Consider the following 16,081-nt stretch of genomic DNA (forward strand, 5'->3'; position numbering starts at 1 on the left):
TTTAATATTCTTAATGGCGCTTCAAAGAAATTATAATAGACCAGCCTGGTTTCAGACTGGTCTTTCTATTTCATTCACAACAGGAATTATTTTTTATTTCCAACCTCACTGGAACAGGACTGCCACAGCAAGAACCATCCTTTGATTTAGTTGCTGGAGCATCAGAATCGCGGCAACTGGATGCGGGATTCACACTGCAAACTCCTGTTTCAGGGAGTTGCAAGCGCACTTCTTTTGCCACCTCGACATCCCCTGTCAGATAAGCCACCACGGAACGGAACGAATGAAGGAGCCCTTCCGTAAATCTTCATGAGACAAAAACAAGAAAACTGCCGAGTGACCGGCAGTTTTTTCAGCTTTATAGATATTTCCGGTGAAGGCCTTTTCCATCATAGGAAAACAGGACTTCTTTTCCTTCTATGACTGATTCCATATGCACGGAGCGGCCCCAAAGCTGATGGATATATGGCATGACTTTTTCTAGATATTTCAGATCCAGTTCAATATCTTCATACCAATGTTTTAGATAAAGTTCCCCATTACGCATGAAGTCCCCATCATTAACTGTGATATAAGGGAAACCTCCGTTAACCCTCATGCTCACGAGTTGATCACGAACATGTTCCCATGCCTTATCGACGATTTTATAATCCTTGCCCTGCTTTTGGAATAAGTACATATCCTCCCGCATGACCAGATCCTTCGTCAAATAATTTCGGAGAAAGGAAATATCCGATTCGATTTCCCTGACTTCGAACATCTTTTCCCGGCCAGATCCTGGCTTGACGCCCAGCCTGATCATTTCTTCGGTCGGATTATCATAGCGTTCTTCAATATCTTCAAGCACTTTCAATCCAAGATAATAAGGATTGATGCTGGTCCGTGATGGCTGCACGACACCTGCGTTCAGTTTCGCGAATTCAATGGCTTCCCCTGAGGATAGATCCAATTCACGGATAATGCGCTGATGCCAGTAGGATGCCCAGCCTTCGTTCATGATTTTCGTTTCCAGCTGCGGCCAGAAATAAAGCATCTCTTCCCTGATCATCGTCATGATATCCCGTTGCCAATCAGTTAAATCCCTGCTGTACTGTTCTATGAAAAGCATAATATCCTTTTCTGGTCTTGGCGGGAATTTTTTTCTTTTTTTAATGTTGGATTTCTGCGGTTTATCCTTATTATCAAGATTCCACAAATCATCGTATTGTGTGGCTGCCGGTTTTATTTCCTCTTCTTCTTCCTCATCTTCCATCGTCCAGGCAAGCTTCGGCCTCATCAGCGACGGATCGATATGTTCTTCAATGGCTAAAAGTGCATCCAGGAAGGTTTCCACTTCCTTTTTGCCATGCAGGATTTCATATTCACGGATTCTTTCTGCCGTTGCCGACATACTTTCTACCATATCCCTCTTGGTATTATTGAAACGTATATTATTCTTAAAGAAGTCACAATGCGCCAAAACGTGGGCAACAATCAATTTATTTTGTACAAGTGAATTGGAGTCCAGCAGAAAAGCGTAACAAGGATCAGAGTTAATGACCAGTTCATAGATTTTACTTAATCCAAAGTCGTACTGCAGCTTCATTTTATGAAATTGCTTTCCAAAGCTCCAATGAGAAAAACGGGTCGGCATCCCATAGGCTCCAAATGTATAAATGATTTCTGAAGGGCAAATTTCATATCGCATCGGGTAAAAATCCAACCCAAACCCCGTTGCTATTTCTGTAATTTCACTAATGGCATATTCCAGAGCCTTTTGCTCCGCTTCATTCATCCGATATCCCCCTTGTCTTCCGCCTTTAAACTAATGTATGAAAAAAAGGAGGAAAAATGCCGTGATCATGAGTAAAGGTCCTCGATAACAGAAAAAAAAACACCTCCATGAAGAAGATGTCAGGTCAAATGTTTCATGCAGTTATGCACTAAATCCCTTTGATATTAATATTTTGCTAATTCCGGATTCACAGCCTCTTTTTTCATTTTTGAACGGATCCAGGAAATGATGAGCGCTGCAATGATGACAAAACCTAAGTATCCTGTGATTGGGTATACCGTCCCAACCAATTTAATAAAGCCAACGAAACTTGCAAGGAAGGCGAGAATCCCGACTATAATCACGGTTAATTTAAATCGTTTCGTTTCCGCAGGCACCAGCCTGGCGGTGAATGCATACAGCATCCCGACAGCTGTATTATAAATCATTCCTAAAAGGATGATTGATAGGATATAACCCAACCACGGAGAAATCTGATTCGCTAAATGAAGGGTAGGCATACCAGAGCCTTCTATGCCCTTCAAGTCGGACATCATCCCCAAATTGATCAAAAATAACAGGATCCCCAATCCGATCCCCCCAAGGATTCCTCCCATTCCAGCCTGTTTCTTATTCTTGAAGGTCCCGCCCATTACGGCCAGCATGGCAATTCCGGCAGTCATATTATATGAAACATATAGTAATGAACCCATCAACCAATTTCCAGTAGCAGCCGCTCCTTTACTTGAAGATGAAATGATTTGATTGAAACTTAGATCGGATGTAAAAAATGAATAACCTGAAATAATGATCATGACAACGAATAAGAACGGTGTGACGGCACTAATGATGGACATTATTTTATTAACATTAAGTAAAAGCGTACCAATCGTGAGCACCGTCATGACGATTGCACCGACCATGCTTGGAATCCCGAATTGTTCCTCAAAAATCGTTCCGGAGCCGGCAATCATGATGCCTGTAACCCCAAACAAGAAAAATGTGATGATAATATCGACCACCCTGCCTATAAAGCGGCCGCAAATATGATCGATGATGCTTTTATGGGAACGTGTCTGGAGGGTGCTTCCCAACTGGGTAACTTGCATGCCCAAAAACGCGAATAAAACTGTCGCCACCACAATTCCCAATACACTGTAGATTCCAAAACTCGTGAAGAACTGTAACACTTCTTGTCCAGAAGCGAAACCTGCTCCAATGATGATTCCAATATAGGCTCCTGCAAGATTTATACTGTTTTTCATATCAAAAACCACCCTAATTATATGATTATTCTGACAATTTAAAGTAAAAGAATATCTTTCCTTTCATCATTATCCTCCCAGCTTCAAGTTAACGGGCAATTGCCCATGAAGCCGGGAGGTCCTTTAATTCCAGCACTTATTTATTTGTATATCTTTTACTATAGGAGGTGAATTCATCGACCGCAGTGTAATCTACTTCATAGCCAATGCCTGCCGCTTTTGGAACGGTTATGACCCCATCATTCACTGTAACCTCTGGTTGGATGATGTCTTTATGCCAATAATTCGCGGATGCTGCCGTATCACCAGGCATCGTGAAGTTATCAAGTGTTGTCAATGCGATATTATGGGCACGCCCCACACCAGATTCCAACATTCCTCCGCACCAAACCGGTACATTCCTTTCTTTACATAATTCATGTATTTTCATTGCTTCCGTTAAACCGCCAACCCTGCCAATCTTAATATTAATGATTTTACAGCTTCCCAATTCAAGGGCTTTTCTAGCATCTTCGACGGAATGTATACTTTCATCCAAGCAAATCGGTGTTTTGATTTCCGCTTGTAGTGTGGCATGATCGACAATATCATCCGATGACAAAGGTTGCTCGATCATCATTAAATCAAATTGATCAAGTTGTTTGAGCAATTCAATGTCTTTCAGCCGGTAAGCGGAGTTTGCATCTGCCATGATCGGGATATCGGGATATCGATTGCGCACTTCCCTGATTACGTCTACATCCCAACCTGGTTGAATTTTCATTTTGATTCTTTTATACCCATCCTTCAATCCAGCTTCTATCTTTGCCAGTAATTCAGGTACCGTTTTTTGGATGCCGATACTGATCCCAACATCAATCTTTTCTTGCTCCCCGCCTAAAGCCATACTTAAAGGGATATTCTTTTCTTTTGCGTATAAATCCCAGATGGCTCCCTCGATTGCCGATTTTGCCATATTATTTTTACGAATATGCGAGAACATATCCGATACATCACGAGGATGCTCTATTTCTTTATCCAATACAAGCGGAATCAGGAAATCCTCCAGCATGGTCCAATTGGTTTTTATCGTTTCTTCGTTATACCAAGGTGCTGAAAATGCCACAGATTCAGCCCAGCCTGAAAGTCCCTCTCCATTTTTCACCTCCACAAGAATGAACTCCTTATCCACAAACGTTCCAAAGCTTGTTGTAAAGGGAGCTACCAAATCCATATTTAAATGACGTAAGCGCACTGCCGTTATTTTCATCCCGATTCCCCTCTTATTCTTGTTTTTTTAATAAATAGTTTTGAATGTTTTCACCTTGTTCCCGTTCGATCCCGGCTGCAACATATCCTTTGGCAAAAAGAACTTTGAATAATTCACCGGTTTTAAACCGCCAATCAATCGCAAGGCGAAGATCAGATTTTTTGATTTGTTGAATATCCGTCGGTATGGGGATGGCGATCACCTCGGCATTGGTTTCGAAATGATAATCCTTGATGTAAGGAAAGCCTTGGTCATTCATTCCTGTCGTTACGATGTGTATGGCCTTATCAGGAAGCGGAGTCTCGTCCTTTGCTTCCTGCCGTATATTCCATTCCACCATGAATCGATCAGTCGAAAGTCCTTCATTGAGGGTATCCTTCATATTCCCATAACAATCTTCCATATATGTAGAACATACAGCTTTTAGCTTACCGATATTCAAGTTTGCATTCACACTTTCCAATGGATCATATGTCCATGTGATCAAGTCGTAGCCCTTTTTGAGTGCTTCCTCTTTTTGTGCAAGTTTAAGTAATCTGCCGTAGCCCTTCTTTTGATGGGCCGGATGGATGGCTAACATATGTGAACAAAGATATCCCCTTCCGTCCTTGAATCCCGGGAAACTGTATTGAAACCCGACTAACTGGCCATTGATATAGCCGCCTAATACAAGCCCGCCGTTTTTGACCGCCGTAATCGTCTGATGGATGGGAACGCAATCCATGCCCCATACAAGGGCTTCCAACCGCTGCACTTCTTGTAAATCCTCTAGTGCGTTTAGGGATTTAATGATGAATTCATCAGTCATGTAAGTGACCCTCCCCTCCATACTTCTCGAAAGTGAGTATGATGGCTTTGGCCAGGATTTCAATTCCCGATAACAAAGCTTCTTTGTTGAATGTCATGTTCGGATGATGGAGCCCTGGTGCCAAATCACAGCCTAATCCAAGCATCGTCGCTTTGAGTTCAGGTCTTTTCAACGTATAAAAATGAAAATCCTCTCCTCCTGTTGTAATGACAGGCGCTACCAAATTTTCTTCCCCAAGCGTATCGGCTATCGCTTCAGACATTATTTCCTGGGCTTGATCGTTCACGGTTGCTGCAGCAACACAGGTTCCCGGTTCGAGTTTCACTTCGACTCCATGGACAATGGCCAAAGATTCTGCAACCTTTTCCACCTTTTTGGTGAGCTCTTTCATCACTGCATTATCCTGTGCCCGTAGATCCAATGAAAAAGTGGCTCTCCCCGGGATGATATTGGAACTTTCGCCGCCAGCAAAAAACTGCGTCATTTTCACGGAATAAGGGATGGACGGATTGAGATGGATTCCATTTAACAAAGTGATGAATGCCGCTCCTATCTCGATGGCATTCTGCCCTTGATGCGGTCTGGCTCCATGCGCATCAGTTCCCGCTATTTCACCTTTAATGAACTGAGCCGCTCCATGCACAATGGCTGGCGCCGCTTGCCCATCCTTCACTTCCTCAACCGGTCTTAAGTGCACTCCATAAAGGAAATCGACATTATCCAATACTTTTTCTTCAATCATCTTCAAGGCGCCCGTACCTTTTTCTTCAGCAGGTTGGAAAATGAATTTCAGCTTGCCTCTTGGACGAAAGCCCATTTCCTTCAATACAAGGAATACTCCAAGTGCCAAGGTCATGTGACCATCGTGACCACAGGAATGATTGGCTTGAAACGTCCCTTGCACCTCCTGCCAAAGCGCATCGATATCCGATCGTAATCCGACCGTGAAATCCCCATCCCCGATTTCGCCAACCACACCTGTACAGTCCTCGAATGTTTTCACCGTACACTGATTCCCCATTAAAATATTCGAAATGAAAGCTGTCGTATTCACCTCATTCCAACTCGTTTCTGGATTTGCGTGTAAATGGTCAAAAATATCGAGTATACGCGGCCTTAATTTTTCGATCGTCTGTGTGATATCCATTTCTGTCTCCCCCTTTTTTCCCGGTTTAATCGGCTTCTATGGAAGTTTATCTCAAAAGAAATAATCGTCTTGATTGAACGCATCATATATAGCTTTTCTTTCTTTGAATCCTTGTTCATCCTTAATCGATACACCAGCTACTAAACTATTCAATAATGAGAATAACACTGGTGCCGTATCGATCGTGGAAGTCCTTGGTGTTGAAATGGGCAATAAAATGTCCGTGTATTCCGCAATCGGAGCCAGTTCTGAATCCGTAATCCCAATTACAAGTGCACCCGCTTTTTTGGCCATTTCAGTTATTTTCACAGTCTCTTTAACATAGCGGTGAAATGAAATGGCGACAAAAACGGAATTTTCAGTCATTTTATTCAACATTAAAAATATATCATCAGTATCAGGCCGATATAAATGAACCTCTTCCCTAACAAGCCTAAGCGTAAAGGTTAACCAATGTGCTGCCGAAAATGATAAACGGTGTCCGGAAATCAAAACATTGTCAGCTGCCGCCAATTTATCGACTGTTTTGGCGAAATCTTCATTTGATAAATTTTTCATGGTCTTTTCGATGCTGATGATATCCTGCCCCATCACTTGAGCCATGAAGTTTGGCTGATTCGCGGCTTCAAGTTTTGAAGAATGATATTCATTCAAACTGCTGCTCTCGTATATCAACTGATTTCGAATAAGGTTTTGAAGCTCTGCATATCCGCTTAACCCCAATGAATAGCAAAAGCGGATGATGGTCGTTTCACTCACCCCAATGTCTTTTCCGAGCTTTTGAGCTGAAGTGACTGCAAATGTATGTGAATGGACCAACAAGTATTTTGCTACCTTTTTTTGACCAGTAGATAAACCAGGGAATACTTCTTTAACTTTTTGCTGTAAATCCATAAAACATCCCCTCTGAAGCAAGATATGAATCCAATACTTTTTATATGACAATATGAAGTTTTAACTTCATTAATGATAGTGAGTATTTTATCACGGCCCTTTAAATAAAACAATAATATTCTGAATTTTTAATAAAAAGGAGGAAATGCTTCAAGCACAAAAAAACCAGAGATCGACTCCATGGTTTCAGTTCGGCGAAATAAGATGGGGTTCGGAGTACGAGGGTGGTTTTCAGTAGGCTAAAAGGGAGCGGATTTCTGAAAGAGGGTATGTGTAATGATTTCCACTCCAGGCACTCGCTTTCCGCGGGCGGTCCTTGCGACTGTGGGGTCTCCCTCGACACGCTTTCCCACAGGAGTCTCTTACCTTCCGTTCCAATCAACTGTAACTTTTTTAAAAGAAATATTGTAGGGAAACTGGCTCTTCTCCAACTCGTCTACAGTCTGGGGGTTCCATCAATTTTTCGACAAAAGGAGTTTCGGATTGTCTCGCCCTGATTCAAGATTTTTAAAAATAAACTTGATTATCTTTCATGTTTTATTACTGCCTAATCTCGTTGGATTGAAGAAATTTGCGACGCTCCTGCCGAATTTACCGGCTAGCCGAGACCCCACAGACGCTTGATTTGATGCGGCTTGGCAAACAATCGGCGGAAAGGGAGCGGATTTCTGCAAACACCTGAATTTTTCTAATAAAAAAACTGCAGACAAACTGATTCATCGAGTTTGTCTGCAGTCTGAAACCAAGAAATGAACTCCGTAGTTTTCCTTCATTTACTTTTTATGACGCTTTGCGTAGCCACATCTTTTACATAATTCTTCCACTGCACATCTTCTTGAGAAACCATCATACATATTTTTAGCGCGTTCACCATTTAAAATGTCTTCAAGTGATGTTTCGAATATATTTCCAAGCGGTATTTTCCCTTCACTATCCAAACAACAAGGTACGACTGTACCATCCACCAAGATACCTAACTGATCTCTAAGAGCATAGCAGAAAATATTTTCATCGATAATGTCACGGTCCAATTCCGGCCACTCGAATTTTTCGGCCATGTTTATATAAACCCGGTCCCTTAACTTAATATTATTCTTTTGCTGAAGAGCTTCACTTAAGCGAATGTCCAATGAAAGCTTCTCCTCCAGCATGCTCAGAATATCATCGTTCAGGCCATTACTCGCTTTTAATTCAGCCGTATCCATATTCCATAAACGAATGGCACAAATCACTTCACTTTTTTCATTTGCTTCATTTATGAAATCGGCAATATTACTGACATAAGAGTCAAGACTATTGGTCGTATCGTTTGCCTCAAAGCTATGAAGTGATATATTCACCTGCCGGAGGGCTTTTTTGGAGAGCAACTTGTCTTTGACCTTTTGAATCAAAGTACCGTTCGTTGTAATATTAACCTTCAGGTCATTTTCAGCACTGATGTCCAGGAATGTACCCAAATTTTTATTTAAAAACGGTTCACCCATCAGATGAAAATAAATATGATCGGTGTGTGGTTTAATTTTCTTGATAACATCCGTAAACCCTTCGGGATCCATGAATTTCAGGGTCCTTTGCAAGCTGGAACTTGGGCAAAAATTACACTTCAAATTACATATATTCGTAATTTCCACATAAACTTTCTTAAACTTTCTCATTTTCTACTACCCCTACAATCAAGCTTATTGTTTCAATCTGATACTAACTATACTGGTTAGCTGCTCATAAATGCAATGAAAACTTCATGGCAGCTGATGGTATTGAAATCACTTTCCTTTAACAACGAATCCGATAACCCCTTTTCCGGACAACTTTTAAAAGAAATCAGAAAAAAACATCTTCTCGAGGTGAAGATGTTCGGTAAGATGCCTACCTGGAATTCCGGTTTGTCATGATCTCACTTTCCTTTTTGCTCCGTGACCTTCAAACTAAGCAATTTTTCATTTTTCAAATCATGTTGTACGGTCACGATGACATTGAACTCCCGACCTTTATCCTCGACCAAAAATCTGAAAGCGTCTTCGACGAGATTTTTCGCTACAGTTTTTCTGCCCTTATATTCGTAGTCGGTAATCTCAACTTCAGGATAATCTGCCTGCACTACCGTAATCGCAATCTTTCCGTATTTCTCATAATCAGGTTTTTGGGCCTGTGCTGAAATGGATCCTGCTTGTATGATCAAAAAAATCCCCATTAGCATTACGATGACTTTTTTCAAAATCTTTTCCTCCTCATACTTTCCGCTTAGTCTTATTATGTAAAAATGTTCAGTTGTTATGCAGATGCTTCGCTTCTTTTACAAGCATGATTCCAACTAATCGATTCCTCTTCCATTCCTCAGGAAACACAGTCAACGGCGGATTGGTTTCATTCACTAAATAACTAAGTTCGATCGTCATTCCCGGGCGGCTGAATTCTGTTATGAACCAATCAGTAAATCCGCTTCCTACCGCTTCTTTCTCCGGAAAGGTCAATTCATACCCCGTCATTTCGGCAGTCCTTTTGGCAATCCCATAATCTCTCGCCATATTTTTCCGTTTATTTTTGTAATGCCAAAAGATTTCCCTTCCTGAGGTATGATAGGAAACAGCAATAAGGGGATCGATCTCCTTCGTGAAATCCGTAAGTGCTTTTACTTCGGCTGCTTCCAGCGGTTGTCCGCCTTTATAAAATTGATACGTCGGTTTTGTTTCATGACTCATGACTTCTTTCCATCCAGCCGGATATTGCCTATTCAAATCAATGCCTTTAGCATTGGCTTTCCACCGGGACCAATTCGTGCTATATTGGTTCATTTTCCATACTGCAGCCTTTTCAAGAACATTTAAATTGGATAAATCTCCTTGCTGGATGCTCACGCCATCTGGGTTCAGCATCGGGATGAACCAGATGCTCACTTCATCCAAAGATTCCGACGGAAATTCTCCAACAGGTTTGCCCGCTCGATAAGCGGCTGCATACTCTTCAAGCATGCGCATTAAAAGTATGGAACTGAGCCATTCCCGTCCATGATGTGATCCCACCAGCAAAATCGTTTTTTTTCCTTTCCCTAACCTGACTGCCTTTATATTTTTCCCCTTTTCAGTTTGTCCGATTATTTGAACGTCCAATTCATACTGCTTTTGGATTCTTTGCAAATCCATTTCCATCTGTTCAGGGGAATACACTTCTGCCGCCAGCGATGGTTCAGGGAAAAAAAGAAGCACCAATATTCCGATTACCATTATTTTTCTCATGTACTCACCTTTTATTTTTATTCAGGTAAAAAGCAACAACCGCGGTCCAAATACATCGCCACTTATTGTAAGGAAATGTTCTGTCAGATCTGAACAAAATACAAATAGCTCCTTATTAAGGGGGAGAAGAACATGAGGATTGCGGATTATGATCAAGCATTGTTTCACACACACCGTTCTGATTGGGACAGCTTGTTAGTATTGATGGTTCGAACGAAAGATCACTTTCTTTCGAAAAAAATAGAACATTTTTTGCACGCTTATAGGTTTGAGCATGATTATCAAATCGTTCAATCCCAGCTGTATGCACTGCTTCGTTATCTGGATCATGCGGCAGAAAAAACAAGTGATTATTTAAGTGAACTTCCAAGCTAAAATCAACTATAGTTTTTGCAAATCGGGAAAATTTATACAAGAGGATTAATTATCGGGGATATAACTTTGGCTGGTGAAACCCTATAAAAACAAGGAAGGGTCAGGTATTCAATACCTGACCCTCATTTCATCATTTTTTCATTGTAGCATATGCAGTTGCATACATTTTAAGCTCTTCGATCATACCTTCAACAAGTACCGCAGACTCTTCAAATAAACCATCATTTTCGTAATCGAAGCAATGCGGATCAAGAACCAATTGTTTTGCGATCACATTTGCATAAAGGCTTCGACCCACTGTCCTCATTGAATTCAAGGCATTGATTCCGCCTTTTCCTCCGCCGGAGACAGCCAATAGAGCGACAGGTTTATGCGTGAATTGTTCACTGCTTAAAAAATCCAAGGCATTTTTCAAGGCTCCGCTCATGGAACCATGATATTCCGGAGTGGTCAGAATTACGCCATCAGCTTCCTCGATGCTTTTCCGGAGACCTTGAATCACTTCCAATTGATATTGCTCACCTTCACCTGAATATAAAGGGATTTCGCTATTGCTTAAATCAATTAGTTCCGCTCCGTATTTCTTGGATATGTAGCGTGAGGCAATCCCCGTACGCCCTTGTTTACGTGGTGAACCATTAATGATTACTAATTTCATGAATTAAACCTCCATTATTCCCGTGTTTTCCGAGATCAGTCGCCAATACAGTATACCAAAACCGAAACGGAAATTCCTAGAATTTTGATTTTTCATTCTACAAAAATCATAAAAAAAACGAAAGACCGAAGAAGTCTTTCGTTTAGCTTTCATACATTTAAACCAATGCTTCAATCTTGCTCATGAAATCTTCCATGACTCCCGATAATTTGGACTCAGCTTCTTGCATTGATTTACCTTGGACACCAAAATAGAATTTAATTTTCGGTTCGGTGCCTGAAGGACGCAGGCAAACCCATGTACCATCCTCAAGGAAATATTTCAATACATTTGATTTCGGAAGCTCGATCAATTCTTCATGATTTGAAAGTAATGTACGCTTCTTGCCGCTTTGGTAATCTTCTTCAATGACTACCGGAATGCCAGCTATTCGGGAAGGAGGATTTTGACGGAATTGATTCAATATGCCTTGAATCTGTTTCGCTCCCTCAATGCCCTTTAAAGTCAATGAACGCAAACCTTCCAAGTAAAAGCCGTACTTTTCAAACACATTCAGCAACCCTTCATATAGTGTCAATCCCTGCTTTTTATAATGGGCACAGACCTCGACAGCAAGCACTGCAGCTTGAATGGCATCCTTATCACGTGCAAAGTCTTTAATCAGATAACCGTAGCTTTCTTCATATCCGAACAAGAAGCTACTTTCCCCGCTTTCATGATACTGATTTATTTTCTCGGCGATGAATTTAAAACCGGTAAGTACATCAACCGTCTTCAAGCCATATGACTCGGCAATCGTCCGCCCGATTTCCGAAGTGACGATGGTTTTTAAGACGACTCCATTTTGGGGAATCTTACCTTTCTCTTTTTTCTGGGACAGTAAATAGTCCAGGAAAAGTGCACCTGTTTGATTTCCAGTCAGGACAACATATTGACCCATCTCGTTTTTAACGGCAATTCCAAGCCGATCGGCATCTGGGTCCGTCGCTATCAATAAGTCCGCCTCCACCTTGTTTCCAAGCTCGATGGCCATTTCAAATGCAGCTGGTTCCTCTGGATTTGGAGACTGAACTGTCGAAAAATCCGGATCCGGCAATTCCTGCTCCTTAACGATATGCAAATTTTGATACCCTAAGCTTCGTAGTGCCCGCCTGACGGATTTATTTGCCGTTCCATGAAGCGGCGTAAAGACGATTGACACATCTATTTCCTCGGCAAGCTGCGGATTCTCAGGAACCGTCAGCAGCTCACGATTATAGGCAGTGTCCAATTCCTCCCCAATCATTTCGATGAGGCCCTGCCCTTTAAGGACTTCAGCTTCTTCAACCTGAATTTCAAGCTCACTTTCAATGGCATTCACATAGCCGATCACCTGATCCGCTGCTTCCGGCGGCAATTGTGCTCCATCTGACCCATAAACCTTGTAACCATTATATTCAGGCGGATTGTGGCTCGCCGTGATGACGATTCCAGCAAAAGCATTCAGCTCGCGAACCGCAAATGACAATTCTGGAGTTGGACGCAATTCATCGAATAAATAAGCCTTCACCCCAAATGTAGCTAGTGTCTTAGCTGCTTCGAGTGCAAATTCCGGGGACTTATGTCTTGAATCATAAGCGATTACAGCCCCTCTTCCTTTTGCTTCTTCCCCAAACGAAGAGACATATTGAGCCAACCCAACCGTTGCCTTCCTTACAGTATAAAGATTCATCCGGTTCGTTCCCGCTCCGATTTCCCCACGCATTCCGCCTGTTCCAAACTCTAAATTTTTATAAAAGGCATCTTCGAGTTGTGCTTCATCCCGCTGCATTTCCTCAAGGAGGACACGTAATTCCCCATTTAAATTCTGGTACCCTGCCCAAGTAGTGTATAAAGATTTCCAATCCATCTCCAACATCTCCTCCCAAACGCCTTATTTGTAATTATTATGTATCTGCCTTACATATACAAAATTATCATATTTATTCCAATAAATGAAGTAAAGGCTCGTAATGAAAAGAACCTAATCCAGTGTTCTTCACATCACGAGCTGTTTTCTTCCTATTTATTTCTCGCCATCTTTGTAATGCAGATGGTAAATATCATGACGGCGATCTTTCAATTGCTTTACAGTACCGGACTGACGCTCCCGCCTTAAGATCTCTAAGTCGACATCGCCAATCAGGACCATCTCAAGGTTCGGGCTGGTTTCCCCGACTATGCCGTCACGTGCAAATTCGAAATCCGAAGGAGAAAAGATTCCCGATTGGGCATATTGGATATCCATATTTTCCGTTTGTGGGAGATTCCCGACCGTTCCGGAAATGACGGTATAAATTTGGTTTTCCACGGCACGGGCCTGGGCACAATAGCGAACTCGCAGGTAGCCTTGCCTGTCTTCTGTACAAAATGGAGTGAATATGATTTTGGCACCCATGTCGGTCGCAATCCGGGCGAGTTCCGGGAACTCAATATCATAACAAATTTGTATGGCGATCTTTCCACAATCCGTATCAAAGACACGAACGCGGTCACCTGCATTAATCCCCCACCATTTTCTTTCATTCGGGGTAATATGAATTTTATATTGCTTTTCAATCGTTCCATCGCGACGGAATAAATAAGCGATATTATAGATATTATCATCATCTTCTTTAACGAAATGCGAACCTCCGATTATATTGACGTTATACCTTACAGCTAAAGTGGTAAACAATTCAATGTACTGCTCCGTGAAATCCGACAGTTTCCTGACAGCCAAGCTTGGTGATCTTTCATTCAAGAAAGACATAAGCTGGGTTGTGAACAATTCCGGGAACACGGCGAAATCCGCATTGGCATCCGAAGCAACGTCGGTGAAATATTCGACTTGGTTAGCGAAGTCATCGAATGAATCGATTTTACGCAGCATGTATTGCACGACGCAAATCCTTACCGGTTCCGATGTTTTATAATAACGTTTTGTTTTCGGCTGATAGTCAACGTTATTCCACTCCATGAGAGTAGCATACTTATTGGATTGCAGATCGTCCGGCAAATAATTCGGATTGATCCTCATAAGCGTGAACCCATTTAAAAGCTGGAACGAAAGAACCGGATCATATATTTTGTGCAATTGAACTTCTTTTACATAATCCCTTGGTAACAGTTCCTCCGCATGTTTATGGTAATTGGGGATCCTGCCCCCGATAATGATGCTTTTTAAATTTAATTGGGCAACAAGTTCTTTCCTTGAATCATATAGTCTTTGACCAATTTTCATCCTGCGGAACTCAGGATGGACCATGACCTCGATTCCATATAAATTATAACCGTCCGGATTATGATTCGTGATGTATCCATTATCTGTTACATCATCCCATGTATGACGATCATCATATTCGTCAAAATTAATAATGAGGCTGGAACATGAGCCAATCACTTTTCCATCATATTCAGCCACAAACTGCCCTTCTGGAAAAATTGCCAGATGGCTCTCAAGCTGTTCTCGCTTCCAGGGAACCATTCCCGGAAAGCAACTCGACTGCAAAGCAATTATTTCATCTATGTCTTCTAGCCTCATATTACGTATTTCCATTATTTTTTCATATTTATGCAGGTCCAAATTCGGCATTTTCCTCAGACTCCTTTAATCTCTTCCATAAGAATTATACCCCTTATTCAAAAATTAAAACAACCGAACCTACCCATTGATTTCAAATAATAACATTCTGAATGTCCGTTAAAAGAATATATATTTTACAGACGCGGTCCTTACATACTATACTTTTCATGAGAGTAAAAAGAGATGGGGAAGAGGAACCATGAACAATACAAAACGCAGTGTGGAAAACTTATTAATTGCAGCCGGGGCTGCGTCCATCATTGCGATGTTTGGAAGCTTATATTTTTCTGAAATTAAGCAATACGAACCTTGTGCACTCTGTTGGTATCAGCGGATCATCATGTATCCTTTTACGATCATATCAGGAATTGCAATCATTCGAAAAGATTATTGGATCAGTTCTTATACCATGATATTATCCGCTATCGGTGCATTCATTTCCACGTACCATTACTTGATACAAAAGGATTCATTCTTTCCCGACCACACCCTTGCATGAGAAGGGTTCCAGGTACAGGACAATATATAAACGTATTGGTTTCATCACCATCACGTTCTAGCCTTGACTGCATTCGTCATTATTTTTACATCGTATGGACAAGATCCAAGGAGGTTGCAGCTTAATGAAGAAAATGGCTATATTTTTAGTGATAATCGTCGCCCTTTTTGTCCTGCTGGGCGTTTTTACAAACTTGAAAAAAGAAGAAAAATCAAAAGGAAATCCATACGGCAAGGATAAGCTTAAACCCGCTACTGTCGATCAGCTGGATGACCCCAATTATCAAAATTTGATTCTTCCTGTAGAGTTGGAGCAGGACCTCCAAGATAGTAAAGACGTGACCGTTTATTTCTATAGTCCTACGAACTCAATCAGTCAAAAAACCACACCAGTCGTGGCACCTTTGGCAGAGAAATTGGGTATTGATCTTGTTCAATTCAATCTTTTGGAGTTTGAACAAGGATGGAGCGACTATGGCATCAAAAAGACCCCGACCATCGTCCACTATAAAAATGGGGAAGAACAAGAACGAATCGTCGGATTTAAAGATGAAGTAACGTTCGAGAAATGGTTCGAGGACCACGATATTAATTAAGGATGAAAAAATAGCCGGCCCT

The 16,081-nt window shown here is 41.5% G+C and carries 15 protein-coding genes and 1 pseudogene; 3 read left to right on the top strand and 13 right to left on the bottom strand.

All coding sequences use genetic code 11. The features are described 5' to 3' along the window. Positions 1–70: 70 nt before the first annotated feature. The 10 genes and pseudogenes from J7I96_RS27880 to J7I96_RS04980 form a co-directional block, all read right to left on the bottom strand. Positions 71–308 (bottom strand): annotated as a pseudogene (locus J7I96_RS27880) (flavoprotein); the annotation flags it as partial. Between the two features lie 50 nt (positions 309–358). Further along, positions 359–1,774 (bottom strand): SpoVR family protein, encoded by a 1,416-nt coding sequence (locus J7I96_RS04940; RefSeq protein ID WP_214769918.1) that lies wholly within the window; start codon positions 1,772–1,774, stop codon positions 359–361. Between the two features lie 164 nt (positions 1,775–1,938). After that, positions 1,939–3,018: a YkvI family membrane protein gene (locus tag J7I96_RS04945; protein ID WP_214769921.1), complete on the bottom strand. Its 1,080-nt coding sequence runs from the start codon at positions 3,016–3,018 to the stop codon at positions 1,939–1,941. Between the two features lie 136 nt (positions 3,019–3,154). After that, positions 3,155–4,267, bottom strand: a complete 1,113-nt coding sequence (menC, locus tag J7I96_RS04950; RefSeq protein ID WP_214769924.1) for an o-succinylbenzoate synthase — start codon at positions 4,265–4,267, stop codon at positions 3,155–3,157. A 13-nt stretch (positions 4,268–4,280) separates the two neighbouring features. After that, positions 4,281–5,075: a GNAT family N-acetyltransferase gene (locus J7I96_RS04955; RefSeq protein WP_214769925.1), complete on the bottom strand. Its 795-nt coding sequence runs from the start codon at positions 5,073–5,075 to the stop codon at positions 4,281–4,283. Further along, positions 5,068–6,222 carry a M20 peptidase aminoacylase family protein gene (locus J7I96_RS04960; RefSeq protein ID WP_214925476.1) on the bottom strand — a complete coding sequence of 385 codons (1,155 nt, stop codon included), beginning with the start codon at positions 6,220–6,222 and terminating at the stop codon, positions 5,068–5,070. Before J7I96_RS04960 ends, J7I96_RS04955 begins: the two co-directional genes overlap by 8 nt. Positions 6,223–6,273: 51 nt before the next feature. Next, positions 6,274–7,116: a MurR/RpiR family transcriptional regulator gene (locus tag J7I96_RS04965; protein ID WP_214769927.1), complete on the bottom strand. Its 843-nt coding sequence runs from the start codon at positions 7,114–7,116 to the stop codon at positions 6,274–6,276. 773 nt (positions 7,117–7,889) lie between these two features. After that, the gene (locus J7I96_RS04970) at positions 7,890–8,771 is read right to left on the bottom strand and encodes a radical SAM/SPASM domain-containing protein (RefSeq protein ID WP_034315057.1); all 882 of its coding nucleotides are present in this window, start codon (positions 8,769–8,771) and stop codon (positions 7,890–7,892) included. Positions 8,772–9,010: 239 nt separating this feature from the next. Then, the gene (locus J7I96_RS04975) at positions 9,011–9,331 is read right to left on the bottom strand and encodes a DUF3889 domain-containing protein (RefSeq protein ID WP_214769928.1); all 321 of its coding nucleotides are present in this window, start codon (positions 9,329–9,331) and stop codon (positions 9,011–9,013) included. 49 nt (positions 9,332–9,380) lie between these two features. Then, entirely contained in the window at positions 9,381–10,349 is a 969-nt protein-coding gene (locus J7I96_RS04980) for a M14 family zinc carboxypeptidase (RefSeq protein WP_214769930.1), read from the bottom strand. A gap of 132 nt (positions 10,350–10,481) precedes the next feature. Between J7I96_RS04980 and J7I96_RS04985 the strand changes: the two genes are divergently transcribed. Further along, on the top strand, positions 10,482–10,724 hold the full coding sequence (locus J7I96_RS04985; RefSeq protein WP_048689737.1) for a YhdB family protein: 243 nt from the start codon (positions 10,482–10,484) through the stop codon (positions 10,722–10,724). Positions 10,725–10,854: 130 nt separating this feature from the next. Here J7I96_RS04985 and J7I96_RS04990 read toward each other — a convergent pair whose 3' ends face one another. The 3 genes from J7I96_RS04990 to J7I96_RS05000 all read right to left on the bottom strand — a co-directional run bounded on the left by J7I96_RS04990 (position 10,855) and on the right by J7I96_RS05000 (position 14,974). Continuing rightward, positions 10,855–11,382 (bottom strand): NADPH-dependent FMN reductase, encoded by a 528-nt coding sequence (locus J7I96_RS04990; protein ID WP_053533937.1) that lies wholly within the window; start codon positions 11,380–11,382, stop codon positions 10,855–10,857. A 157-nt stretch (positions 11,383–11,539) separates the two neighbouring features. Then, positions 11,540–13,270: a phospho-sugar mutase gene (locus J7I96_RS04995; RefSeq protein ID WP_214769932.1), complete on the bottom strand. Its 1,731-nt coding sequence runs from the start codon at positions 13,268–13,270 to the stop codon at positions 11,540–11,542. 156 nt (positions 13,271–13,426) lie between these two features. Then, positions 13,427–14,974, bottom strand: coding sequence for a bifunctional GNAT family N-acetyltransferase/carbon-nitrogen hydrolase family protein (locus J7I96_RS05000; RefSeq protein WP_214769934.1), 1,548 nt, complete (start codon positions 14,972–14,974; stop codon positions 13,427–13,429). 190 nt (positions 14,975–15,164) lie between these two features. Between J7I96_RS05000 and J7I96_RS05005 the strand changes: the two genes are divergently transcribed. Continuing rightward, the gene (locus J7I96_RS05005) at positions 15,165–15,464 is read left to right on the top strand and encodes a disulfide oxidoreductase (RefSeq protein WP_251025129.1); all 300 of its coding nucleotides are present in this window, start codon (positions 15,165–15,167) and stop codon (positions 15,462–15,464) included. Between the two features lie 124 nt (positions 15,465–15,588). Next, positions 15,589–16,059, top strand: coding sequence for a thioredoxin family protein (locus J7I96_RS05010; RefSeq protein ID WP_214769937.1), 471 nt, complete (start codon positions 15,589–15,591; stop codon positions 16,057–16,059). Positions 16,060–16,081 lie beyond the last annotated feature (22 nt).

The organism is Bacillus sp. ISL-78 (genome assembly GCF_018613455.1).
In the GTDB taxonomy this organism is placed as follows: domain Bacteria; phylum Bacillota; class Bacilli; order Bacillales; family DSM-1321; genus Peribacillus; species Peribacillus frigoritolerans.